The 24116-nt window shown below is 58.8% G+C and carries 19 protein-coding genes; 14 read left to right on the top strand and 5 right to left on the bottom strand.

What is annotated here, in order from left to right; genetic code table 11:
• Positions 1–64: 64 nt before the first annotated feature.
• The 4 genes from F3J41_RS10180 (at position 65) to speB (ending at position 5973) form a co-directional block, all read left to right on the top strand.
• On the top strand, positions 65–1516 hold the full coding sequence (locus F3J41_RS10180) for a TolC family outer membrane protein (RefSeq protein ID WP_166710981.1): 1452 nt from the start codon (positions 65–67) through the stop codon (positions 1514–1516).
• On the top strand, positions 1513–3696 hold the full coding sequence (locus F3J41_RS10175) for a type I secretion system permease/ATPase (protein WP_166710979.1): 2184 nt from the start codon (positions 1513–1515) through the stop codon (positions 3694–3696). Before F3J41_RS10180 ends, F3J41_RS10175 begins: the two co-directional genes overlap by 4 nt.
• Positions 3696–4919, top strand: a complete 1224-nt coding sequence (locus F3J41_RS10170; protein WP_369974314.1) for an HlyD family type I secretion periplasmic adaptor subunit — start codon at positions 3696–3698, stop codon at positions 4917–4919. The genes F3J41_RS10175 and F3J41_RS10170 overlap by 1 nt, the downstream gene beginning before the upstream one ends.
• A 133-nt stretch (positions 4920–5052) precedes the next feature.
• Complete coding sequence (gene speB, locus F3J41_RS10165; protein ID WP_021506644.1) at positions 5053–5973, top strand: agmatinase; 921 nt, start codon at positions 5053–5055, stop codon at positions 5971–5973.
• Between the two features lie 199 nt (positions 5974–6172).
• Here the strand turns inward: speB and F3J41_RS10160 are convergent, their stop codons facing one another.
• A complete protein-coding gene (locus F3J41_RS10160; protein ID WP_021506645.1) occupies positions 6173–6928 on the bottom strand; it encodes a M48 family metallopeptidase in 756 nt (251 codons plus the stop codon).
• Positions 6929–7201: 273 nt separating this feature from the next.
• Between F3J41_RS10160 and tkt the strand changes: the two genes are divergently transcribed.
• The 6 genes from tkt (at position 7202) to argO (ending at position 14826) form a co-directional block, all read left to right on the top strand.
• Positions 7202–9193, top strand: coding sequence for a transketolase (gene tkt / locus F3J41_RS10155; protein ID WP_058757105.1), 1992 nt, complete (start codon positions 7202–7204; stop codon positions 9191–9193).
• A gap of 398 nt (positions 9194–9591) precedes the next feature.
• Positions 9592–10611, top strand: coding sequence for an erythrose-4-phosphate dehydrogenase (epd, locus tag F3J41_RS10150; RefSeq protein WP_166710977.1), 1020 nt, complete (start codon positions 9592–9594; stop codon positions 10609–10611).
• A 51-nt stretch (positions 10612–10662) separates the two neighbouring features.
• A complete protein-coding gene (pgk, locus tag F3J41_RS10145; protein WP_021506648.1) occupies positions 10663–11826 on the top strand; it encodes a phosphoglycerate kinase in 1164 nt (387 codons plus the stop codon).
• Between the two features lie 104 nt (positions 11827–11930).
• On the top strand, positions 11931–13010 hold the full coding sequence (gene fbaA / locus F3J41_RS10140; protein WP_058757103.1) for a class II fructose-bisphosphate aldolase: 1080 nt from the start codon (positions 11931–11933) through the stop codon (positions 13008–13010).
• A gap of 187 nt (positions 13011–13197) precedes the next feature.
• Positions 13198–14073, top strand: coding sequence for a small-conductance mechanosensitive channel MscS (gene mscS, locus F3J41_RS10135; protein WP_021506650.1), 876 nt, complete (start codon positions 13198–13200; stop codon positions 14071–14073).
• A gap of 129 nt (positions 14074–14202) precedes the next feature.
• Positions 14203–14826, top strand: a complete 624-nt coding sequence (gene argO, locus F3J41_RS10130; RefSeq protein WP_166710975.1) for an arginine exporter ArgO — start codon at positions 14203–14205, stop codon at positions 14824–14826.
• On the opposite strand, the gene F3J41_RS10125 is transcribed toward argO, so the two are convergent.
• Complete coding sequence (locus tag F3J41_RS10125) at positions 14805–17081, bottom strand: FAD-dependent oxidoreductase (RefSeq protein WP_371815465.1); 2277 nt, start codon at positions 17079–17081, stop codon at positions 14805–14807. The two genes, argO and F3J41_RS10125, sit on opposite strands and share 22 nt — an antisense overlap.
• A 61-nt stretch (positions 17082–17142) precedes the next feature.
• Between F3J41_RS10125 and F3J41_RS10120 the strand changes: the two genes are divergently transcribed.
• A complete protein-coding gene (locus F3J41_RS10120) occupies positions 17143–17841 on the top strand; it encodes an IclR family transcriptional regulator (protein ID WP_136546694.1) in 699 nt (232 codons plus the stop codon).
• Here F3J41_RS10120 and F3J41_RS10115 read toward each other — a convergent pair.
• Positions 17828–19135: an MFS transporter gene (locus F3J41_RS10115; RefSeq protein WP_166710971.1), complete on the bottom strand. Its 1308-nt coding sequence runs from the start codon at positions 19133–19135 to the stop codon at positions 17828–17830. The genes F3J41_RS10120 and F3J41_RS10115 overlap by 14 nt on opposite strands.
• A gap of 219 nt (positions 19136–19354) precedes the next feature.
• Here F3J41_RS10115 and F3J41_RS10110 point away from each other — a divergent pair, with 219 nt between their 5' ends.
• The gene (locus F3J41_RS10110) at positions 19355–20086 is read left to right on the top strand and encodes an oxidative stress defense protein (protein WP_058771547.1); all 732 of its coding nucleotides are present in this window, start codon (positions 19355–19357) and stop codon (positions 20084–20086) included.
• Positions 20087–20201: 115 nt separating this feature from the next.
• Here F3J41_RS10110 and F3J41_RS10105 read toward each other — a convergent pair whose 3' ends face one another.
• On the bottom strand, positions 20202–21107 hold the full coding sequence (locus F3J41_RS10105) for a LysR family transcriptional regulator ArgP (RefSeq protein ID WP_021506656.1): 906 nt from the start codon (positions 21105–21107) through the stop codon (positions 20202–20204).
• A gap of 182 nt (positions 21108–21289) precedes the next feature.
• Here F3J41_RS10105 and rpiA point away from each other — a divergent pair, with 182 nt between their 5' ends.
• Complete coding sequence (gene rpiA / locus F3J41_RS10100) at positions 21290–21949, top strand: ribose-5-phosphate isomerase RpiA (RefSeq protein WP_021506657.1); 660 nt, start codon at positions 21290–21292, stop codon at positions 21947–21949.
• Positions 21950–22228: 279 nt separating this feature from the next.
• Positions 22229–23467: a phosphoglycerate dehydrogenase gene (serA, locus tag F3J41_RS10095; protein ID WP_021506658.1), complete on the top strand. Its 1239-nt coding sequence runs from the start codon at positions 22229–22231 to the stop codon at positions 23465–23467.
• A gap of 30 nt (positions 23468–23497) precedes the next feature.
• Here the strand turns inward: serA and F3J41_RS10090 are convergent, their stop codons facing one another.
• Entirely contained in the window at positions 23498–24103 is a 606-nt protein-coding gene (locus F3J41_RS10090; RefSeq protein WP_058771549.1) for a 5-formyltetrahydrofolate cyclo-ligase, read from the bottom strand.
• Between the last annotated feature and the right edge of the window lie 13 nt (positions 24104–24116).

Genomic DNA, 24116 nt, shown 5'->3' with positions numbered 1-24116 from the left:
AACGCAGGGAAGCATAACGGGCACAGGGAGGTGCCCCTTTCTCTCTTTTACTGGTGAACAATCGATGGATCTGATGCAATCAGGCGCAACAACTCGCCGTACCTGTAAGCTCAGCGCCCTGTGTGCTGGCATTGTGTTTTTTCACAGTTCTCATCTTATGGCTGCCAGTGATGCCGTGACGCAGGCGGGGCGCATAACCTCAGCCGGTCTGGCGCAGCAGCAGGATCTTCCCTCCTTAACCGGTCAGGTGGCCGAACCCGCGCTGGCTAACGTGCCGGATACCTTAACCCTTAACCAGGCCGTACAGCGTGCCATCCAGTGGCATCCGGACATCGCACAGGCGATTGGCAAAATGCTGGAGCAGGCCAGCCAGGTCGATGTGGCGCAGGCCAAATACTATCCGCAAATCAGTGCCGGCATGAACAACGGCTACAGCAACGCCTACAGCGAGAAAGGCTTCAGCCCGTCATTTGTGCTGTCGGTATCGCAGATGCTGTATGACTTCGGCAAAGTCAGCAGTTCGGTGCGCTCCGCCGAAGCCGGGGTGGCGCAGGAGCAGGCCAGCGTGCTGGTGAGTATTGATACCGTCGCGCACGACACCGCCGCCGCGCTGGTACAGGTGCAGGGCTATCAGCAGCTGGTGAAGATCGCCCAGGATCAGCTGACTGCGCTGAGTAAGATTGGCGATCTGGCGCGTCAGCGCAATGAAGAGGGGGCGGCATCGCTTTCGGACGCCACCCAGACCGATGCGCGTATCGAAGGGGCGCGCACCACGCTGACCCAGTATCAGGCCAGCCTCAACCGCTGGCGTGCCACGCTGGCCAGCTATCTCGGCTGGCCACTGGTGAAGAAGGTCAGCGATGCGTTTCCGCCCAGCCTGACGCGCGCCTGCGCGGTGGGCAAAGCTGACGATAAAACCAATCCGGCGGTGCTGGCGGCGTGGGCGCAGGCGCGGCAGGCGCAGGCCAAACTGGATAATGCCAACGCGCAGAATTTACCCACCATTTCGCTGGAACCGCAGGTCACGCATTACCTCAACAATCACTACTCCGGCAGCGAAACGCTCGACCGCACTCAGTATTCCGCGTTCGTCAAAGTTGAGATGCCGCTGTATCAGGGCGGCGGCATTACCGCGGCGCGCGATGCGGCGGCCAGCGCGCTGCAGGCGGCCAATGCGGCGGTGAACTCGGCGCGTCTCAAAGCGCAGCAGCAGCTCAGCGAATCGCAAACCGAAGCGCTGAGCCTGTCGCAGAGTCTGGCGATCATGTCGCGTCAGCAGACGCTGGGCGAGAAGACGCAGCAGCTGTATCAGGATCAGTATCTGCAGCTCGGCACCCGTCCGCTGCTGGACGTGCTCAACGCCGAACAGGAAGTGTTTCAGACGCGCTTCGCCATGCAGCAAACTATCAGCCAGTTACGTTCACTGCAGCTCGATTGCTTATACAGCACCGGGCAGATGCGGTCAGCGTTTGCGCTGAATAACCAGCGCATCCAGTCCGTGGAGATCCAGCCATGACGCAATTACAGATTCCGGACGCACCCAATGGCAATCCCGCCAGCGCCGCCGGTGGCGAGGTGCCGCTACACGGCTGGGCCACCGCCATTATTCTCATCGCTACCCATTATCGCCTGCCGTGCTCGCCGGGCATGATCATGGCTGCCAGCGAATGGCAGGGCAAACAGTCACGTGATAAAGCGCTGCGCCATCTGGCGCGTCAGGCCGGGCTGTCGCTGCAGCTGTATGAAGAGCATCAGTGGGAGATCAGCAGCTGGCGCTTGCCGCTGGCGGTGGAACTGAGCGACGGCCAGGTTGGCGTCATCACCAGCTTTGATGGCGATGACACGGTACGCGTGCACCTGGCCGGCGATGAACAACCGGCGCCGATCGCGCTGAACACGCTGCTGCCGCAGATCCGCTACGCCGCGGCGCTGCGTCCGGTGACGGCCGCCAAAGATAGCCGTGTCGATCGCTATCTCGCCACGGTCAGGCCCGACTGGCTGCGCCGTCTGGTGCTGCACGACATGCGTCCTTACGGCTACGTGATGCTGGGATCGTTCCTGATCAACCTGCTGGCGCTGGTCGGCATCATCTTCTCGATGCAGGTGTACGATCGGGTGATCCCGGCACAGTCGTACCCCACGCTGTACGTGCTGTATATCGGGGTGATCCTCTCGGTGGTGTTCACCTATATTCTGCGCGTCGGTCGCGATCACGTCACCGATCTGCTCGGCAAGCGCGCCGATATGCGCGTCTCCGATCGCGTGTTCGGCCACGCGCTGCGGCTGCGTAACAGTGCGGTGCCGCGATCGACCGGTACCTTTATCTCGCAGCTGCGCGAGCTGGAAGCGGTGCGCGAAATGGTGACGTCGACCACGGTGACGGCGATCGTCGATATGCCGTTCTTCCTGCTGTTTATGCTGGTGATGGCGATCATCGCGCCGCAGCTGGCGTGGATCGCGCCGGTGGCGGTGCTGCTGATGATCCTGCCCGGCGTGCTGAGCCAGAAAAAACTGGCGAAGCTGGCGCAGCAAAACCTGAAAGAGTCGACGCTGCGCAACGCAGTGCTGGTGGAGAGCGTGCAGGGGCTGGAAGATATCAAGCTGATGCAGGCGGAGGATCGCTTTCTGCAGCAGTGGAACAGCTATATCCGCATCACCGCGCAGTCGGGCGTCGAGATGCGCAAAGTGATGCATGCGCTGATTAGCTGGGGCGTCACTATTCAGGGACTGGTGTACGCCAGCGTGATCGTGGTGGGGGCGCCGATGGTGATCAACGGCGATATCACCACCGGGGCGATTGTCGCCGCGTCGCTGCTGTCTTCGCGCATGATTGCGCCGATGGCGACGCTATGTGGCGTGCTGGCGCGCTGGCAGCAGGTAAAAGCGGCGAAGAGCAGCCTCGATGCGCTGATGAATCTGCCGGTGGAGAACAGTAAAGACGAAACGCGCATTCACTGTCCGGTACTGTTTGGCCACTACCAGTTCACCGATGCCATGTTCCGCTACTACAGCGATTCGCTGACGGTGGCGCTGCGCATCAAGACGCTGACCATCAAGCCGGGTGAGCGTATCGCCGTGCTGGGGCGCAACGGCTCTGGCAAATCCACGCTGCTGCAGGCGATGGCCGGCGGCATGGATCTGGTGGGCGGCGAGCTGCGGCTGGACAACCTCAGTCTGCCGCATATTGATGTCGCGGACGTGCGGCGCAACGTCGGGCTGCTGACGCAGAACGCGCGGCTGTTCCACGGTACGCTGCGGGAAAACCTCACCATGGGCGCGGCGCACGCCACCGACGAAGCGATTTTTGCCGCGCTGACGGTCAGTGGCGGGGCCGATTTTATTCGTCGTCTGCCGCTCGGGCTCGATCATCCGGTCATGGAGGGCGGCGTCGGGCTGTCCGGCGGCCAGCGCCAGTCGCTGCTGCTGGCGCGCATGCTGCTGCGCGATCCTAATATCGTGCTGCTGGATGAGCCGACCGCTTCGCTCGACGATCATACCGAGAGGGATTTTATTGAGCGGCTGGGTGCCTGGCTGAATGGCCGCACGCTGATCGTGGCGACGCACCGCGCGGCAATTCTGTCGCTGGTGGATCGCATACTGGTGCTGAAAGAGGGGCAGCTGGTAATAGACAGCCCGAAAGAGAACGCGCTGCCGGCACCGCGCGCCAGCGGAGCGGCGGGGGAGGGACAGGCATGATGAAACAATTGCCGGCAAAACTGCGGCTGGTGACCGCCGCGGAAGTGGATTCGTCCGACGATCTGCTCGGCGAACTGAAATCGGAAAGCCACTATACCGGCGCAGTGCGGCTGATCGTCATCAGCACCGCGCTGATCGTGGTGGCGCTGGTGTGGGCGTGGTTTGGCATGCTGGATGAGGTCTCAACCGGCACCGGGAAGGTGATCCCCAGTTCGCGCGAGCAGGTGCTGCAGTCGCTGGAGGGCGGCATTCTCACGGAACTGTATGTGCATGAGGGCGATCGCGTGCAGGCCGGGCAGATCGTGGCGAAACTGGATGCCACGCGCTCGCAGTCCAGCGTCGGCGAGAGCGCGGCGCGCTACCGGGCCGCGCTGGCAGCGGCCTCGCGCCTGCGTGCGGAAGTGAACGATGATCCGCTCACGTTTCCCGCCGAGCTGAAGGGCTACCCGGATCTTATCGCGGCGGAAACCCGGCTGTATAACACCAAACGCGCCCAGCTCAATGATGCCACCCGGCAGTTTAAGGAGTCGCTGGCGCTGGCTAATCGCGAACTGGCGATCACCCAACGGCTGGCGAAAACCGGTGCCGCCAGCAGCGTGGAAGTGCTGCGCTTACAGCGCGATAAGTCCGACCTTGAGCTGAAACTTACCGATATGCGCTCGCAGTATTATGTGCAGGCGCGCGAAGAGCTGGCGAAGGCCAGCGCCGAAGCCGACAGCCTGGCGCAGGTGATTAAAGGACGCGAAGATACCGTCACGCGTCTGACCATTCGCGCGCCGATGCGCGGCATCGTGAAAAACATCAAAGTCTCGACGGTGGGCGGGGTGATTCCGCCCAACGGTGAGCTGATGAACATCGTACCGATGAACGATCGGCTGCTGATAGAAGCACGCCTGTCGCCGCGCGATATTGCTTTTATCCATCCGGGCCAGCGCGCGGTGGTAAAAATCTCCGCTTACGATTACGCCATCTACGGCGGCCTCAACGGCGTGGTGGAAAGCATTTCGCCGGATACCATCCAGGACGAAGTCAAACCGGAGATTTACTACTACCGCGTATTTATTCGTACTGATAACGACTATGTGCAGAATAAGGCTGGCCGGCGCTTTGCCATCAGCCCGGGCATGGTATCTACCGTGGATATCAAAACCGGCGAGAAGAGCATCATGGATTATCTGGTCAAACCGTTTAACAAGGCCAAAGAGGCGATGCGCGAGCGCTAATTGCGATGCGCGGCAATCTCGGCGATAATCACGCCCATCAATCCCTTCCTCGTCGGGCCTAACGACGCGGAGGGGATTTTTTTCATCTATACCTTAACTGGCTAACCGATTTAAGGATTTAAGAGGACTCGTTATGTACAACACGCTGGGCAATCAGTACGACAACTCCCTGGTTTCAAACGCCTTCGGTTTCATGCGTTTTCCGCTGAACTTCCAGCCTTACGACAGCGACGCCGAGTGGGTGATTACCGGTGTGCCGTTTGATGCCGCGACGTCAGGCCGGCCGGGCAGCCGTTTAGGGCCGGGCGCGATCCGTCAGATCTCCACTAACCTGGCGTGGGAAGGCTGCCGCTGGCCGTGGGATTTCGATCTGCGTCAGCGCCTCAATGTGGTGGACTGTGGCGATCTGGTGTACGCCTTCGGCGATTCACAGGATCTGTCCGATAAGCTGCAGGCGCACGCGGAAAAGCTGCTGGCGAACGGCAAGCGCATGCTGACTTTTGGCGGTGATCACTACGTCACGCTGCCGCTGCTGCGCGCGCACGCCAAACACTTCGGCAAGATGGCGCTGGTGCACTTCGATGCGCATACCGATACCTACTCCAACGGCCCGACTTTTGACCACGGCACCATGTTCTACACTGCGCCGCAGGAAGGGCTGATCGATCCGCAGCATTCGGTGCAGATTGGTATCCGTACCGAGTTCGATAAGAGCCTGGGCTTCAACGTGCTGGACGCCGCGCAGGTTAATGACCGCAGCGTGGACGATATTCTGGCCGAAGTGAAGCGCACCGTGGGCGATCTGCCGGTGTACCTGACGTTTGATATCGACTGCCTCGATCCGGCCCATGCGCCAGGCACCGGTACGCCAGTGATTGGCGGCCTGACCAGCGATAAAGCCACTAAGCTGATTCGCGGCCTGCAGGGCATGAACATTGTGGGGATGGATCTGGTGGAAGTGGCGCCGGGCTACGATCACGCCGACCTGACCTCACTGGCCGCTGCCACGCTGGCGCTGGATATGCTGCACGTGCAGGCGGCGAATAAAGGTTAAGCGGCGGTGCGGACGACTGCCCTCACCCTGACCCTCTCCCCCAGGAGAGGGAACTGATCGAGCGGGCGGTGAAAACAGCACGGACCGCTTCCTCTCCCGCATGCGGGAGAGGGAACCGATCGAGCGGGCGGAGAGAACAGCACGGACTGCTCCCTCTCCCGCGAGCGGGAGAGGGCTGGGGTGAGGGGAAGACCGGCGACTACTTCCCATCCGCCGCGATGCGGTCGCGAATATGCTGTGCGCGCGACTCAGAATCCGGATGCGAGTCAAACATCGAACTCTGGCGGCCCTGATCCAGCTTCGCCAGCTTCTCGAAGCTGGTCGCCAGACCAAGCGGATTAATGCCGCGCTTCTTCAGCAGATCGTACGAATAGTCATCCGCCTGCGACTCCTGGGTCTGTGAGAACTGCGCGTTAACCAGCTTCTCGCCCATTTCGCCCAGTTGTGACTGCGACAGCGAACCAATCACGCCACCCACCGACGCCGCAGCATTGCGTGCCGCCGTGGTCGCGAAAGCCACCTGCATCGCTTTGCGCGTGTGGCCGAGCGCGACGTGGCCCATTTCATGGCCGAGCACGCCTTCCACTTCGTTGTCGCTCATCATATCCATCAGACCGCTATAAACGCGGATACAGCCATTCGCCATCGCCCAGGCGTTGACGTCTTTGGTCAGATACACCTTGTAGTTGGCCGGTACGCCGTTGATGTTATCGCCCAGCGCGGCGGCGATTTTGTTCAGCCGCTGCTGATAGCTGCTGTTGGCCGGCGCCAGCTGGTTCTCTTTATCCATCTGGGCACATGACTGATCGCTCAGCTCTTTAACCTGGGCGTCATTCAGTGAGTAAGCCTGAAACGCCTGCGCGCCGGACTGCAACAGTGCGTTATTATCCATTCCTTCGCAGCCGCTCAGCAGCGAAACCATTCCCAGCGCGACAACCATGGCGCGAATTTTCATATCAGCATCCTTTGAGTAACAAGTAGAGAAAACAAACACCTGAAAAACCACGCAGGTGTTTAAACGCATTGGTTATAGCGTGCCAGGGGCGGATTGGCTAGCAGACAGGCCCCGAAATGCAACCCTGAACCGCAGATTTAGCATCCTGATACATGTACTTTTGCCCCGATTTTCATGTACATTGATGTGCGACTTTTTTCTCGCTTCGCCTTATAACTCATTAATTACAATCAGTTAAGCGTGGCGGAGCATTAATCCGACCTGGAGTAGAAGATGCCCTCTCGTAAAGAGCTTGCCAACGCCATTCGCGCGTTAAGTATGGATGCAGTACAGAAAGCGAAATCAGGACATCCGGGTGCCCCAATGGGCATGGCCGATATCGCTGAAGTGCTGTGGCGTGATTTCCTGAACCACAATCCAACTAACCCGCTGTGGGCAGATCGCGACCGTTTCGTGCTGTCCAACGGCCACGGCTCGATGCTGATTTACAGCCTGCTGCACCTCACCGGCTATGACCTGCCGATGAGCGAGCTGCAGAACTTCCGTCAGCTGCACTCTAAAACCCCAGGTCACCCGGAATACGGCTACACCGCAGGCGTAGAAACCACCACCGGCCCACTGGGTCAGGGCATCGCGAACGCCGTGGGCTTCGCCATTGCTGAGCGCACGCTGGCGGCGCAGTTCAACCGTCCGGGCCATGACATCGTAGACCATCACACTTACGTGTTCATGGGCGACGGCTGCATGATGGAAGGCATCTCACACGAAGTGTGCTCCATCGCCGGTACCCTGAAGCTCGGCAAGCTGGTGGCGTTCTATGACGACAACGGCATCTCTATCGACGGCCACGTGGATGGCTGGTTCACCGACGACACCGCCAAACGCTTCGAAGCGTACGGCTGGCACGTGGTGCGTGGCGTGGACGGTCACGACGCCGACGCGATCAAAAAAGCGGTAGAAGAAGCCAAAGCGGTCACCGACAAGCCATCGCTGCTGATGTGCAAAACCATCATCGGTTTCGGTTCCCCGAACAAAGCCGGTACGCACGATTCGCACGGTGCCCCGCTGGGTGACGACGAAATCGCACTGACCCGCAAACAGCTGGGCTGGAACTACGCGCCATTTGAAATTCCTTCTGAAATCTACGCACAGTGGGATGCCAAAGAAGCCGGCCAGGCGAAAGAGAAAGCCTGGGACGAGAAGTTTGCTGCTTACGCCGCTGCGCATCCGGAACTGGCCACAGAGTTCAAACGCCGTGTGAACAACGAGCTGCCCGCTAACTGGCAGGCGGAATCGCAGAAGTTCATTGAGCAGCTGCAGGCTAATCCGGCGAAGATCGCCAGCCGTAAAGCATCGCAGAATGCCATCGAAGCTTTCGGTAAGCTGCTGCCGGAATATCTGGGCGGCTCGGCTGACCTGGCGCCAAGCAACCTGACCATGTGGTCCGGCTCGAAGCCGATCAATGAAGATGCCGCAGGCAACTACATTCATTACGGCGTGCGTGAGTTTGGTATGACTGCTATCGCCAACGGTATCGCGCTGCACGGTGGCTTCCTGCCGTACACCGCAACCTTCCTGATGTTCGTCGAGTACGCGCGTAACGCGGCACGCATGGCGGCGCTGATGAAAATCCGTCAGGTGATGGTTTATACCCACGACTCTATCGGTCTGGGTGAAGATGGCCCGACGCACCAGCCGGTTGAGCAGATGGCCAGCCTGCGCACCACCCCGAACATGAGCCTGTGGCGTCCGTGTGACCAGGTGGAATCTGCGGTGGCGTGGAAATACGCTATCGAGCGCGTTGACGGCCCATCAGCCCTGATCTTCTCGCGTCAGAACCTGGCGCAGCAGGATCGTAGCGCTGAGCAGCTGGCTAACGTGGCGCGCGGTGGTTACGTGCTGAAAGATTGCGACGGCACGCCGGAGCTGATTCTGATTGCGACCGGTTCTGAAGTTGAGCTGGCGGTCGGCGCTTACGAGCAGCTGAGCGCGGAAGGTCGTAAGGTGCGCGTGGTGTCCATGCCGTCTACCGATGCGTTTGATAAGCAGGATGCGGCTTATCGTGAGTCTGTGCTGCCGAAAGCAGTTGGCGCACGCGTTGCTATCGAAGCCGGTATTGCGGATTACTGGTTCAAATACACCGGCCTGCACGGTGCCATCGTTGGCATGACCACCTTCGGTGAGTCAGCGCCAGCTGAGAAGCTGTTCGAAGAGTTCGGCTTCACCGTGGCCAACGTAGTGAAAACCGCGAAATCGATTCTGTAATTTCGCGTAACCCGTCGCGCCGCTGCGCGTTGTAGCGGCGCGATTCATCGCGCATTTCTGCTGCTATCTTCATGCTTAACCACGCGCAATAAATTGCGCCGCGACACCGATATGCAGATCGGCGGCCCTGTTATCGCCTGAACCTGAAACGGTTCAATTATTCCTGCAGTAATAATTTTCATTGCCTGAATTTGTGACGCAGATCCAATAATCAGCAGCACAGTTGATCGCAATCATTCCTGTTATTCCTTCCATGCTTTATTCTCGCTGAACCGTTTCAGTTGCAGCCGTGTGCTCTCCGTCAGCAACCGTAACCGGGCAAGAATTCCCTGTACAAAACGCAGCGAAACGCTCAAGGTATTTGGCACGTTTTTTCAGGTGTGGCTGCAGGAAGTGAGATGACCATTCGTATCGCAATAAATGGTTTTGGTCGTATCGGGCGCAACGTGTTGCGTGCGCTGTATGAAACCGGTCGCCGGGCGGAAATCACCGTAGTGGCGATTAACGAACTGGCGGAAGCGGCTGGCATGGCGCATCTGCTGAAGTACGACACCAGCCACGGCCGCTTTGCCTTTGACGTCCGCCAGGAGCGCGATCAGCTGTGGGTTGGTGACGATACCATCCGTATCCTGCATCAGGCTGAGATTGCCGCGCTGCCGTGGCGCGAGCTGAATGTCGATATCGTGCTGGACTGCACCGGCGTGTACGGCAGCCGCGACGATGGTGAAGCGCATCTGCAGGCTGGCGCGAAGAAAGTGTTGTTCTCGCATCCCGGCGGCAACGATTTGGATGCCACCGTAGTGTTCGGCGTTAACGAACAGGCTCTTAAACAAACTGACCGCATTGTCTCCAACGCATCCTGCACCACCAACTGCATTATTCCGGTGATCAAGCTGCTGGATGACGCCTTTGGCATTGAGTCGGGCACCGTGACCACCATTCACTCGGCGATGCACGATCAGCAGGTGATTGACGCGTATCACAGCGACCTGCGCCGTACCCGTGCCGCCAGTCAGTCGATCATTCCGGTCGATACGCGTCTTGCCGCTGGCATTACCCGTATTTTTCCGAAATTTAACGATCGCTTCGAGGCTATCGCGGTGCGCGTGCCAACGATCAACGTCACCGCCATTGATCTGAGCGTTTCGGTGCGCCAGGCGGTGAAGGCGTGTGAGGTCAACGCGTTGCTGCAAAACGCGTCAGAGGGGGCATTTCGTGGTATAGTTGACTATACGGAATTACCGTTAGTCTCAGTAGATTTTAACCACGATCCGCACAGTGCCATAGTGGACGGCACGCAAACGCGGGTCAGCGGTCACCACCTGATCAAAACCCTGGTCTGGTGTGACAACGAATGGGGCTTTGCTAACCGCATGATCGACACCACGTTAGCAATGGCCGCAAGCGGTTTCAGGTAAGACGCGGACTGCGTCTGGCAAAACTTATGAGAATCAACGAGAGGGTTCACCATGTCTGTAATTAAGATGACCGATCTGGATCTTGCTGGTAAACGCGTTCTGATCCGTGCCGATCTCAACGTACCAGTGAAAGAAGGGAAAGTGACGTCAGATGCACGTATTCGTGCTTCTCTGCCTACCATCGAAGCGGCGTTGAAACAGGGCGCGAAAGTGATGGTTACCTCTCACCTGGGTCGCCCGACCGAAGGTGAATACAACGAAGAGTTCTCCCTCCTGCCGGTTGTTAACTACCTGAAAGAAAAACTGAACGGCACTAACGTGACCCTGGCGAAAGACTACCTCGACGGCGTTGAAGTGGGCGCGGGTGAACTGGTGGTGCTGGAAAACGTTCGCTTCAACAAAGGCGAGAAAAAAGACGACGAAACCCTGTCGAAGAAATATGCCGCGCTGTGTGACGTGTTCGTCATGGATGCATTCGGCACCGCGCACCGCGCGCAGGCGTCTACTCACGGCGTGGGCAAATTCGCTCCTATCGCCTGTGCCGGTCCGCTGCTGTCTGCCGAACTGGAAGCGCTGGGCAAAGTGATGAGCAATCCACAGCGTCCGCTGGTCGCCGTGGTGGGTGGTTCTAAAGTGTCCACCAAATTCGACGTGCTGCAGTCGCTGGTGAAAATCGCTGACACCGTGATTGTCGGTGGCGGTATCGCTAACACCTTCGTGGCGATCGACAACAACGTCGGCAAATCGCTGTACGAGCCAGACTTCGTTGAGGCCGCTAAGGGCCTGCGCGACCAGTACGGCATTCCGGTACCTACCGATTCACGCGTCGGCACGGAATTCTCCGAAACTGCCCCGGCAACCGTGAAAAAGGTTTCCGAAGTAGCGGATAACGAAGAAATTATGGACTTCGGTGACGAAACCGCACAGAACATGGCGAAACTGCTGAAAGACGCAAAAACCATTCTGTGGAACGGTCCGGTTGGCGTGTTTGAGTTCCCGAACTTCCGTAAGGGCACCGAAATCGTTGCCAACGCTATCGCAGACAGCGACGCGTTCTCTGTTGCCGGCGGCGGTGATACCCTGGCGGCTATCGACCTGTTCGGTATCGAGGACAAAATCTCCTACATCTCTACCGGTGGCGGTGCGTTCCTCGAGTTCGTGGAAGGCAAAAAACTGCCGGCAGTAGCCATGCTGGAAGAGCGCGCGAAGCAGTAATTTTTGGGGGCAGCGCTTCGGCGCTGTCTGAAGGCTTGCCCGCTGTGGGCGAACAGATCGCATTCCCATTGGGGAGTGGACGATAAACGAAACAGGACACAACCATGTCTAAAATTTTTGATTTCGTAAAACCCGGCGTTGTCACTGGTGATGACGTTCAGAAAATCTTCAAAGTAGCGAAAGAAAACAAATTCGCTCTGCCAGCCGTTAACTGCGTCGGCACGGATTCCATCAACGCAGTACTGGAAGCTGCGGCTAAAGTTAAAGCGCCGGTCATCGTTCAGTTCTCCAACGGTGGTGCTGCCTTCATCGCCGGTAAAGGTTTCAAAACCGACAAACCACAGGGCGCTGCGATTTTCGGCGCAATCGCTGGTGCACACCATGTGCATCTGATGGCTGAACAGTACGGCGTGCCAGTAATCCTGCACACCGACCACTGTGCGAAGAAACTGCTGCCGTGGATCGACGGCCTGCTGGATGCTGGTGAAGAGCACTTCAAAAAAACCGGTAAGCCACTGTTCTCCTCACACATGATCGACCTGTCTGAAGAGTCACTGGAAGAGAACATCGAGATTTCTTCTAAATATCTGGCGCGCATGGCGAAACTGGATATGACGCTGGAAATCGAACTGGGCTGCACCGGTGGTGAAGAAGATGGTGTGGACAACAGCCACATGGACGCTTCTGCACTGTACACTCAGCCAGAAGACGTAGATTACGCTTACACCGAGCTGAGCAAAATCAGCCCGCGTTTCACCATCGCTGCGTCCTTCGGTAACGTGCACGGCGTGTACAAGCCAGGCAACGTGAAACTGACTCCAACCATTCTGCGTGATTCGCAGAAATACGTTTCAGAGAAACACGGCCTGCCGCACAACGCGCTGGACTTCGTATTCCACGGCGGTTCCGGTTCTTCTGCTGCAGAAATCGAAGAGTCTATCAGCTACGGCGTGATCAAGATGAACATCGATACCGATACCCAGTGGGCAACCTGGGACGGCATCCTGCAGTACTACAAAACCAACGAAGCGTACCTGCAGGGTCAGCTTGGCAACCCTAACGGCGCTGACAGCCCGAACAAAAAATACTACGACCCACGCGTCTGGCTGCGTGCGGCACAATCTTCCATGGTTGTGCGCTTAGAGCAGGCTTTCAAAGAGCTGAACGCTGTCGACGTACTGTAATTTTTGCTTACCGTACAAAAAGGCCCGAAAGGGCCTTTTTTTATGCGTCCCGTCTGGAAATCCCGGTTTATACAGCACATTTTTGGCGCTTCGCCCCATTATTGTTTACCCTTGTACTCGGGAGTGTCGGATTGAATCTGGCAGTTTTTGTACTTTCCTGCGGGAAACTCAACAACAGGGCTAACAAATGGAAGATCTTAACGTCGTTGACGGCATTAACAATGCAGGTGGCTGGCTGGTGCGCAACCAGGCGCTGATCCTCAGCTATGCGGTGAACATCGTGGCGGCTATCGCCATCATTATTGTCGGGATGATTATCGCGCGCGTGGTATCGAACGGCGTCAATCGCCTGCTGGTCGCGCGTCATATTGATGCCACCGTGGCTGATTTCCTCTCGGCGCTGGTGCGCTACGGTATCATTGCCTTCACGATTATTGCCGCGCTGGGCCGCGTCGGTGTGCAGACCGCCTCGGTGATTGCCGTGCTCGGTGCTGCCGGTCTGGCCGTCGGTCTGGCACTGCAGGGGTCGCTCTCCAACCTGGCGGCAGGCGTACTGTTGGTGACCTTCCGTCCATTCCGCACCGGTGAGTTCGTCGATCTCGGTGGCGTAATGGGGACCGTACAGAATGTACAGATCTTCTCGACCACGCTGAAAACCGCTGACGGCAAAATCGTGGTGGTGCCAAACGGCAAAATCATCGCCGGCAACATCGTTAACTTTTCGCGCGAACCTATCCGCCGCAACGAGTTCATTATTGGCGTCGCCTACGATGCGGATGTCGATCAGGTGATCGATCTGCTGCGTGAAGTGGTGGAAGCTGACGAGCGCGTACTGAAAGATCTGGGTATTCAGATTGGCCTGAACGAACTGGCGGCATCGTCGCTGAACTTTGTGGTGCGCTGCTGGAGCAAAAGCGGTGATCTGCAGAACGTCTACTGGGATCTGATGAAGAACTTCAAGCGCACGCTGGATGCGCACGGTATCGGTATTCCTTATCCGCAGATGGACGTGCACCTGCATCAGGTGCAGAGCGAGGCGCAGCAGCCTGCGCGCAGCGAGTAAATTATCTGGGCACCTGCGGGTGCCCTTGTTTTATCAGCTACGCTAATGACCGATTAATTCTTTCCATTTCCGCTAATATCCGCGCCTCACTATACTGCACAGCAACACCCCTTTTTCAGGAACTCTTCTGTGTTATCTGTTTACTTACAAGGGCTTGCCCTTGGTGCTGCGCTGATCCTGCCGTTAGGCCCGCAGAACGCCTTCGTATTGAACCAGGGCATTAAGCGCCACTACCATTTGATGACCGCGTCGTTGTGCACACTGAGCGACATTGCGCTGATCTATGGCGGAATATTTGGCGGCAGCGCGCTGTTGCAGCAGTCGCCGGTTCTGCTGATGCTGATCACCTGGGCTGGCGTGGCGTTTCTGCTGTGGTACGGCTGGGGCGCGTTGCGCAGTGCCTGGCAGGGCGATGTCACGCTGGCGTCAGAGGCGGCGCTGAAGCAGGGGCGCTGGCGCATTGTCGCTACTATGCTGGCGGTGACCTGGCTCAATCCGCATGTCTATCTCGACACCTTCGTGGTGCTCGGCAGCCTCGGCAGTCAGCTGCCGTCGGCGGAGGCGCGCCGCTGGTTTGCTTTCGGCACCGCCAGCGCCTCGCTGCTGTGGTTTTTCGGTCTGGCGCTGCTGGCCGCCTGGCTGTCGCCGCGCCTGCGCACCGTGCGCGCGCAGCGCATCATTAATTTGCTGGTGGGCGGCGTGATGTGGTTTATCGCCCTGCAGCTGGCGCGTCAGGGCATCGCCGGCTGGTGATGCACATGCAGGCCGTAAAGCGCGGGCAGGGCGCCTGCGCTGGCCAGCAGCTCCAGCCGAATCTGGCGGAACGCGGTATCCGGGGGCAGCGCATGATGGCACAGCGAGTGATGATTATCGCTGACCTCGGCCAGCAGCCTGTCATCCAGCCACAGGCGATAGTGGATAGTGCAGTGCGGCGTCACCGCCTGCGCATGGCCCATCTGCACCGTTTCCATCGCATGATCGAAATCGTTATCGAACAGCAACGTAATCTGGCTGGCGCGCTGCGCGTCCGGCCACTGCCAGCACACCCACGGCTGGCAATCGTCCGCTGCCGGCAGCCAGCCGTTGGTGTGACTTTCCGGCCGCAGTTTACCGTTGAGCAAATAGTCGCAGTGCCACAGCCGCAGCGGTGTCGCCAGACTAAACGCGATCAGGATCTGATTGGGCGCGCGGCGCGGTAGCCAGAAATCAAACTCTTCCACGCCGTAATCGCCGTCGTTTATCTGCCGGGTGCGTTTCGCGACGCGCGGATTGAGGCTGTTGAAGACCATCATAATGCCCGGCAGGCGCTGGCGGGTGAGCGCCACTTCAACCGCCGGATTTTCTTCAAAGGCGATAAACAGGTAGCGATCGCACTCCGCACGGTAGTCAAACGGCAGCGAATACGCCTCTTCACCGCTAATCTGCAGGCTGTGTGTGGCCAGCAGCCGATCGCCGCAGGTATTGGCCGGATTGTCGCTGGTCAGCAGTGAAACCTGCAGCGTCTGCGCGGATGACGCCCGCAGCCGCACCGTCAGCGCCGGCAGGCGTTCTCCGGCTTTAAGCGGCAGCAGCAGGGCGCAGCGTGAGGTAAGGGCGTGCCAGCCGCCATCCGCGGGCAGGGCGTGCAGCGCGAAGGTGCTGCTGGCGCTGACCTGAGCGGCACCGGCCGGATGCGCCAGCTGCTGACGCGGAATGTACGCGCCGTGGCGCAGCAGCTGTTGCTGCAGCTGACCAATATGCTCCGGCTGCGCCAGCTGACGCGGTGTCTGGTTATGCTGCTGACACAGCGCCGCCGCGCGGCCCACCACTTCGCCCAGCACGCCACAGGTGCACATCACGCGCGCGCTGCCAAAGGCAACGTGTGTGGCAGAGATAAGCCGACCGGTCAGCAGCAGATTATCCAGTGACTGGCTGTACAGCGCCCGAAACGGAATGGTGTAAGTGCCTTTGCTGTGGAACTGGCGACAGCCGTCGTGAGCGCTGTACACGCCGTCGGCCGGATGCAGGTCAATCGACCAGCCGCCGTAGGCCACCGCATCGTAGTGGTCGCGCTGCGCGATGATATCCTGCTGACACAGCAGAGTATCGCCGAGAAAGCGTCTGCTCTCGCGCTTGCCGGGAATCAGCCCAACCCATTCAATGGTCAGCGTGTCGGCATCGGCAAACTCGCCGGAATTTTTGATGTAATCCCACACGCCCCAGACAATCTTCCACAGCTCCCACTTGATGGTTTCGCTTTCATGCACGGTATCCAGCCGGCCGCCCCACTCAAGCCACCACAGATCGCAGCCGTTGAGATCGGAGCTCAGGCGTTTATAGCGCGGAATGGCGGTGATCTCTTTCAGCGCAAAGGAGGGCGGTACAAAGCGCACCGGCTGCGCGCTGCGTTTGGTATAAAAATAAATTGAGTGGCCGAGCTTGTGGCCAAACTGCTCGCCCGGCGCCATTTTTTCGCCAAACTCCTGCGGTGATTCTGCGCCCACACGGTGCGCGGCCCCGGCCAGATAGCCGAGCACGCCGTCGCCGCTGGCATCAATAAACTGGTCGGCCGTCACGCGATAGCGGGTCTGATTGATGGCGTTGAAAGCCTGAACCGCCTGCAGGCGCTGTGCGGATTTTTCGATGTCGCTGACTACGGTATTGAGCAGCAGCGTCAGGCGCGGCTGCGCCTGCACGATGTCCAGCAGCACCATGTCGAACAGCACCGGGTTGCCCTCTTTGTTGCGCCACAGGTTCTCCTCCATGATCTCGCCCATGATGCCGCCTTCACGCGCCCAGCGGTTGTTATTACCCATATGCGACGTCGCGCCGTTGGCCCACAGCCGCACTTCGCTGGAGGCGTTGCCGCCGGGGACCGGGCGATCCTGAATCAGCACCACCTGCTGGCCCGCGCGTGCCGCAGCCAGCGCGGCGCACACGCCAGCCAGACCGCCGCCGGCGACCAGCACATCGGCGTGTAACGACTGCAACGGAAAGGCACGCGCGGCCTGAGAAGAGAAAGTTTGCATCATGAGGTTACTCCCGCCTGAAGGCTGCTAAGATTGAATTTTTACCGTCACAAGGTGATTTATGTCTTCGCAACCCAACCAGAGCCTGATTGACGGAATTCGCTGCCTGCAATATCTGGTATCCAGTGACAAAGCGGTCGGCGGCCGTGAACTGGCGCGCCAGATGGGGATGAACAGCACGCGGGTAAACCGTCTGCTGATGACCATGGCGTCCATCGGCCTGACGATTCAGGATGAACACCGGCGTTATCTGCCGGGCCCGGGCATTCATGCGCTGGCGGCGCAGGCCATTCGTGGATCGTCGCTGTTTGCTTCGGCACTGCCGCAGCTGGAGGCGCACGCGCCGCGCGACATCGTGGTGGCGCTTGGCGTGCTGTGGGAGGACCAGGTCATCTACATCTGGCACTCGGAGCCCGGCGAGCGCACCAGTACCAGCCAGGCGCTGGCCGGATTCCGCATGCTGCCAGCGTGGCAGTCGGTGATTGGCGTCGCGCTGCTGGCGGCGGAGAGTGACGAGGTGCTGCGGCCACGCTTCAGTGACGAACAGTGGGCGCAGATTGCCCCGCTGCTGGCGCAGAAGCGTGCGCAGGATTATCTGATGTGGCATCGCGAGGACGGCGAAATCAGTATGGCGCAGCCGATCAATAACAACCGCGCGGCGCTGGCCTTCGCCAAAATCTGGCAGGCCGATGAAGCCCAGCTGGCGCAGCGTCTGCAACAGCTGCACGCGCTGGCGAAACGGCTCATCAGCGCGCGCTGACATGGTCAATTTTTCCTACCACAAACAGATAGCTGCAGATGCCAATAGCGGCCAGCACGGCGATAAAGGCCAGCGCCGGCGCGAAGTTGCTGCCGTCAATCAGGGCACCGATGGCGATCGGCACCACGATTGATGACAGCGCGCCGGTAAAGTTAAATACGCCGCCGGCCAGACCGATCAGATGGCGCGGCGCCAGCGCGGTAACAAACACCCAGGTGATGGTCGCCAGGCCATTACCAAAAAACGCCAGCGACATAAAAAGGATGATCAGCCGTGAATCTTCGGTGTAGTTAGCACCCAGAATAAACAGCGTGAGGAACAGGCCGAGGATCACCGGCAGCTTGCGCGCCACGCTGGCTGACACGCCGCGCCGGATCATGCGGTCTGAGGCAAAGCCAGCCAGCAGCACACCACAAAACGCCGCGAAGTAGGGCAGCGACGCCACGTAGCCGCTCTTGATAAAGTCCATGTGGCGATACTCCACCAGATAGGTGGGAAACCAGGTTAGGAAAAACCAGAAGGTGGCAGAGATGGTGAACTGGCCAATATAGATGCCGACCAGCTTGCGGCTGCGAAACATCTGCGCCAGATCGGCCCAGCGTGCACGCGGCGCCTGGCTGCCCTGGCGATTTTCCAGCAGTGCGCCGTTGTCACGCAGATAGTTAAGTTCAGCCTCTGATACACCTTTGTGCTGGTGCGGCTCGCGATACAGCAGATACCACACCAGCGCCCAAATCATGCCCGCCACGCCGGTAATCAGAAACAGCCCGCGCCAGCCAAACGCAGCCTGCACGTGAAACAGCAGCGGCGTCATACAGGCGAGGCCAACAAACTGTGCGGACGAGTAGATGCCAATTGCACTGGCACGCTCCTGCTCGGGGAACCAGCTGGAAATCACCCGATTGTTAGCCGGCATCACCGGTGCCTCGAAGGCGCCGACGCCGAGGCGCAGACCGAACAGCGCGCCGAAGCTGCTGGCAAAAGCGTGCAGTGCGGTGATCAGCGACCAGGCAAACAGCCCCGCGCCGTATACCAGCCGCGCACCGAGACGATCGATCAGGAATCCGCCGGGAATTTGCAGCGCCGCATAGATCCAGCCGAACGCCGAGAAGATCAGCCCCATCTCCAGCGGCGAGAAGCGCAGTTCACCGGCCATCTGCGTGGCGGCCACCGACAGGTTGGTGCGATCCATGTAGTTAATGATGATGTTGATAAACACCAGTGCCAGCATCATAAAGCGTGTGCGTCCGGCTCGCACGCTGACCGCGCTTTGGCTAAGTGGCTGTTCTGTCATAATACAACTCTCCCGAGGGGCAGAAGTGTTTCTTTAATAGAAACGCAGGCGGCGCTTTTCAGCGAATCTGTAGCGATAAATTTGCGATCGCGGATACGTTAAACCTGAGCAAAGCCGAACTTTTTGCTAATTTCAAACTCAGACCATCACGCATAGTAATGTGTTTTGGGTTTCGCCATAGTGGCGACCTGCAAATTGAACCCTTCAAGGAGGACTTTCGTGAAACTGAAAGCACTGGCGCTGGCCGCCGTAATGAGCACGGGCGCACTGTCCGGTCTGGTCCAGGCGGGAGAAGTGCCGAACGGACCGCACGTGGTGACATCAGGACAGGCCAGCGTGGATGCCCGTCCGGATATGGCTACGCTCTCCATCGTGGTGAATGTTTCGTCGAAAGACGCGGCGGATGCAAAAAAACAGGCTGACGACCGCGTGGCGCAATATTTTGATTTCCTGCAAAAGAACGGCATCGAGAAGAAAGATATTGATGCGGCTAATCTCAGCACCCAGCCGGAGTATGACTACACCAAAGAGGGTAAATCGGTGCTGAAAGGCTACCGTGCGGTGCGTCAGGTGGAAGTGACGCTGCGCCAGCTGGACAAGCTGAATGAGCTGCTGGACGGTGCGCTGAAATCGGGCCTGAATGAGATTCGTTCTGTTGAGCTGGGCGTGGCTAACGCGGACAGCTACAAAGATCAGGCGCGTAAAGCGGCGATTGCCAATGCCACACAGCAGGCGAGCGCCCTGGCGGAAGGCTTCAACGCCAAACTGGGCCCGGTGTACAGCATTCGCTATCACGTGGCTAACTACCAGCCGATGCCGATGGCGCGCATGTACAAAGCGGCCGGTGCCGCAGCGGACACCACCGCGCAGCAGACCTACGAGCAGCAGAGCATCCATTTTGACGATCAGGTGGATGTGGTGTTCGAAATCAAACCGAATACGGCGCAGTAAGTTAGCCTGTAAAATTGTAGCGGCGCGATTCATCGCGCTTTCCAGCAGCAGAACCGCTGTTAAAACGCGCGATGAATCGCGCCGCTACGACTGTTGTGCGCTAATCTGAACGGCGCTAAGCCGCAACTTCATCCTGGCGCAATACGCGATGGCCGTGGGCAATCAGTGCATCGGTCACGCTGCGCATCAGACGGCTTTCCGGCGCGAAACGGTGCCAGTACAGCATCCGGCGCTGATACAGACCCGGCGTCAAATCAACCAGCTCTCCCTGCGCCAGCTCGCGCTCAATCTGCAGGTGCGGAATCATACAGCACACCGATCCCTGTCGCGCCAGTTGCACAAAAGCCTCTGACGAGTTCACGATGTGGCACGGCACGCTGCCCGGCGATAAATCAAAGTTCTGCTGCAAAAAGGCCTGATGCATATCGTCAAGGTGATCAAACGCCACCGCCGGGGCTTTCAGCAGCGCCGAGCGCGTCACGCCATTGGGGAAATAGCGCGCGGCAAACTCCGGCGAGGCGCAGAACAGATAGTCCAGCGCACCCAGCTGATCCACCAGACAGCTTGGCAACGGCTGCGGCTGGATACTCACCGCCCCGACCACCTCACCGCGCCGTAAACGCTCCTGCGTGCGGGTTTCATCTTCCACCTGCAGATTCAGGCGCACCGGCGAGTCGGCCAGCACATCTTTCAGCGCCGGCAGCAGCCAGGTAGCAAGACTGTCGGCGTTCACCGCCAGCGACAGCAGCAGCGGCGTGGTGCCGCCGTTATCATCGCCCAGCCACTCTTCTTCCAGCAGCTCCACCTGATGCAGCAGCGCCAGCAATTTTTGTCCCTGCTCGGTCGGGCGCGGCGGCACGGTACGCACCAGCAGCGGCTGACCAAATAAATTTTCCAGCTGTTTAATGCGCTGCGACACCGCAGACTGCGTGATGCACAGCTTCTGGGCGGCACGCTCAAAGCCGCGTTCGCGAATCACAGCATCCAGCGCCTGAAGCGTTCGATAATCCGGGCGTTTCATTGTTGTTCTCTCTCGTTCAGGGTGGAAACTACTATGCCATAAAACGGCGAAGCTGTGCGGCCGACGCGTTTTTGCGGGCTGGCTTCCAAAGGCTTACATCCAACGTCCGTCAGCCGCGCTTTTTGACAGCGCCTTGTTTTATACTACGCGCACTTCGATGTCGCACAGGTTTTAAACATACCATGACCCAGGATGAACTGAAAAAAGCGGTAGGTTGGGCAGCGCTGCAGTACGTGCAGCCAGGCACCATTGTTGGCGTAGGCACCGGTTCAACGGCGGCGCATTTTATTGACGCGCTTGGTACCATCAGGGATCAGATCGAGGGCGCGGTTTCCAGTTCGGAAGCCTCAACCGAAAAGCTCAAATCGCTGGGCATTCCGGTGTTCGATCTCAACAACGTGGATGCGCTTTCGGTCTATGTCGACGGTGCTGATGAGATCAATCCACAGATGCAGATGATCAAGGGCGGCGGCGCAGCGCTGACGCGTGAGAAAATTGTTGCGGCGGTGGCGCAGAAATTTATCTGCATCGCGGATGCGTCCAAACAGGTCGATGTGCTGGGCAACTTCCCGCTTCCGGTGGAGGTGATTCCGATGGCGCGCGCTTATGTGGCGCGGGAGCTGGTGAAGCTGGGCGGCCTGCCGGAGTATCGTCAGCACGTGGTTACGGATAACGGCAACATTATTCTCGACGTACATAATCTGCGCATCCTTGACCCGATTGCGCTGGAAAAAACCATCAATGCGCTGCCGGGCGTCGTCACCGTGGGGCTGTTTGCCGCACGCGGAGCGGATATTGCGCTGATTGGCACGCCGGACGGCGTGAAAACCATCACCAATTGATCTCACCGGCGCGCCGCCAGCGCCGGTTATTTCCATTCGCAAAACATCTTTTCTTGCTGCAGTAAAATTTGGTGACTTATGTCACAAATGATTCATCAACAGCAGGTTCGTACTTTGCGCTCTCGTCATCTCACGATTTTGTGTGGATTTGTGTTGTCTGCACGTGGGCGCGTGCTGGCGTGCAGGCAATCGTTTGTATTGCCGCGCCGGAAAATTTTGATATTTTGACAGAAGGCTACCTTATGGTAGTCCTCGTTGAATTCTGAATAGGGTCGGGAAATGGCAAAGGTATCACTGGAAAAAGACAAGATTAAGTTCCTGCTGGTGGAAGGCGTTCACCAGAGTGCGCTGGATAATCTGCGCGCCGCAGGTTACACCAACATCGAGTTCCACAAAGGCGCACTGGATGCTGAGACGCTGAAGTCCTCCATCCGCGATGCCCACTTCATTGGTATCCGTTCCCGTACCCAACTGACTGAAGAGATCTTCGCGGCGGCTGAAAAGCTGGTGGCGGTGGGCTGCTTCTGTATTGGTACTAACCAGGTTGATCTCAGCGCGGCAGCGAAACGCGGCGTGCCGGTGTTCAACGCCCCGTTCTCCAATACCCGTTCGGTCGCGGAACTGGTGATCGGCGAAATGCTGCTGATGCTGCGCGGCATTCCGGAAGCCAATGCCAAAGCACACCGCGGCATCTGGAATAAAATCGCCACCGGTTCGTACGAAGCGCGTGGTAAGAAGCTGGGTATCATTGGCTACGGCCATATCGGGATGCAGCTCGGCGTGCTGGCGGAAAGCCTCGGCATGCACGTATTTTTCTACGATATCGAAAACAAGCTGCCGCTGGGCAATGCCACCCAGGTGCGCCATCTCTCTGACCTGCTGAACATGAGTGATGTGGTCAGCCTGCACGTGCCGGAAACGCCGTCCACGCAGAACATGATTGGCAGCGAAGAGCTGGCGCTGATGAAGCCCGGTGCGCTGCTGATCAACGCCGCGCGCGGCACCGTGATCGACATCCCGGCGCTGTGTAATGCGCTGGCCAGCAAGCACCTCGCCGGTGCCGCCATCGACGTCTTCCCGGTTGAACCTGCAACCAATAGCGATCCGTTTAACTCGCCGTTGTGCGAATTCGACAACGTGATCCTGACGCCGCACATCGGCGGATCAACGCAGGAAGCGCAGGAGAACATCGGTCTGGAAGTGTCTGGCAAGCTGGCCAAGTACTCTGACAACGGCTCGACGCTCTCCGCAGTAAACTTCCCGGAAGTCTCGCTGCCGATGCACGCTGCCAGCGCCAGCCGCCTGCTGCACATCCATGAAAACCGCCCGGGCGTGCTGACCGCCATCAACCAGATCTTTGCCGAGCAGGGCATCAACATTGCCGCTCAGTATCTGCAAACCTCGCCAGTGATGGGTTATGTGGTTATCGATATTGATGCCGAAGAAGATGTGGCCGAGAAAGCGCTGCAGCTGATGAAGGCGATTCCAGGCACCATGCGCGCCCGTCTGCTGTACTGACAGTGCAGGGCGCCGCTGGGCGCCCTGTCTTTATCCCGCCAGCGTTTCCCACTGCCACAGCTTTGACGGCGTGAGAATCGCCGGCAATGGCACATCCCAGGCCGCCACCGGCAGCGCATCGACGCGCTGGCAGTCGTGCGCAATACCCAGCGGTAAAAAACCATGCTGCTGCCAGTGCTGTAGCGTGCGATCGTAAAAACCCCCGCCCATGCCTAAGCGTTGTCCCTGCGCGTCAAACGCCACCAGCGGTACCAGCATCACATCCAGCTGATCGAGTGTCGCCAGCTGCGTAATATCCAGCGGCGGCTCAGGGATGCGCAGCTTGTTAGGCCGCAGCGGGGTTTCTGGCGTGTAGCGCAAAAAAAGCAAATGACCGGGCGCAAACGGGTGCAGCACCGGCAGAAAGACCTGCTTCTTTTGCTGCCACAGTTTGGCAATCAGCGGTCGGGTATTGATTTCGCCGTCGACGGAGAGAAACAGCGCGATGCGTTGTGCGCTGGCCAGCGGGGCAAAATTAATGGCATGTTCAGCCAGCAGATCGGCGGCCTCAACCTGTTGCTCAGGCGTAAGATTGCGGCGCAGATGGCGCACATGCTGACGAATATCCTGACGGTCGAGAAGAGAAGGTGCTGGCATGATGTCCCCGGCT

It is taken from the genome of Pantoea sp. Ap-870, from assembly GCF_011752515.1.
In the GTDB taxonomy this organism is placed as follows: domain Bacteria; phylum Pseudomonadota; class Gammaproteobacteria; order Enterobacterales; family Enterobacteriaceae; genus Pantoea; species Pantoea dispersa.
Note: the sequence above shows the minus strand (reverse complement) of the source record. Positions and strands in the feature narration are given on the sequence as shown.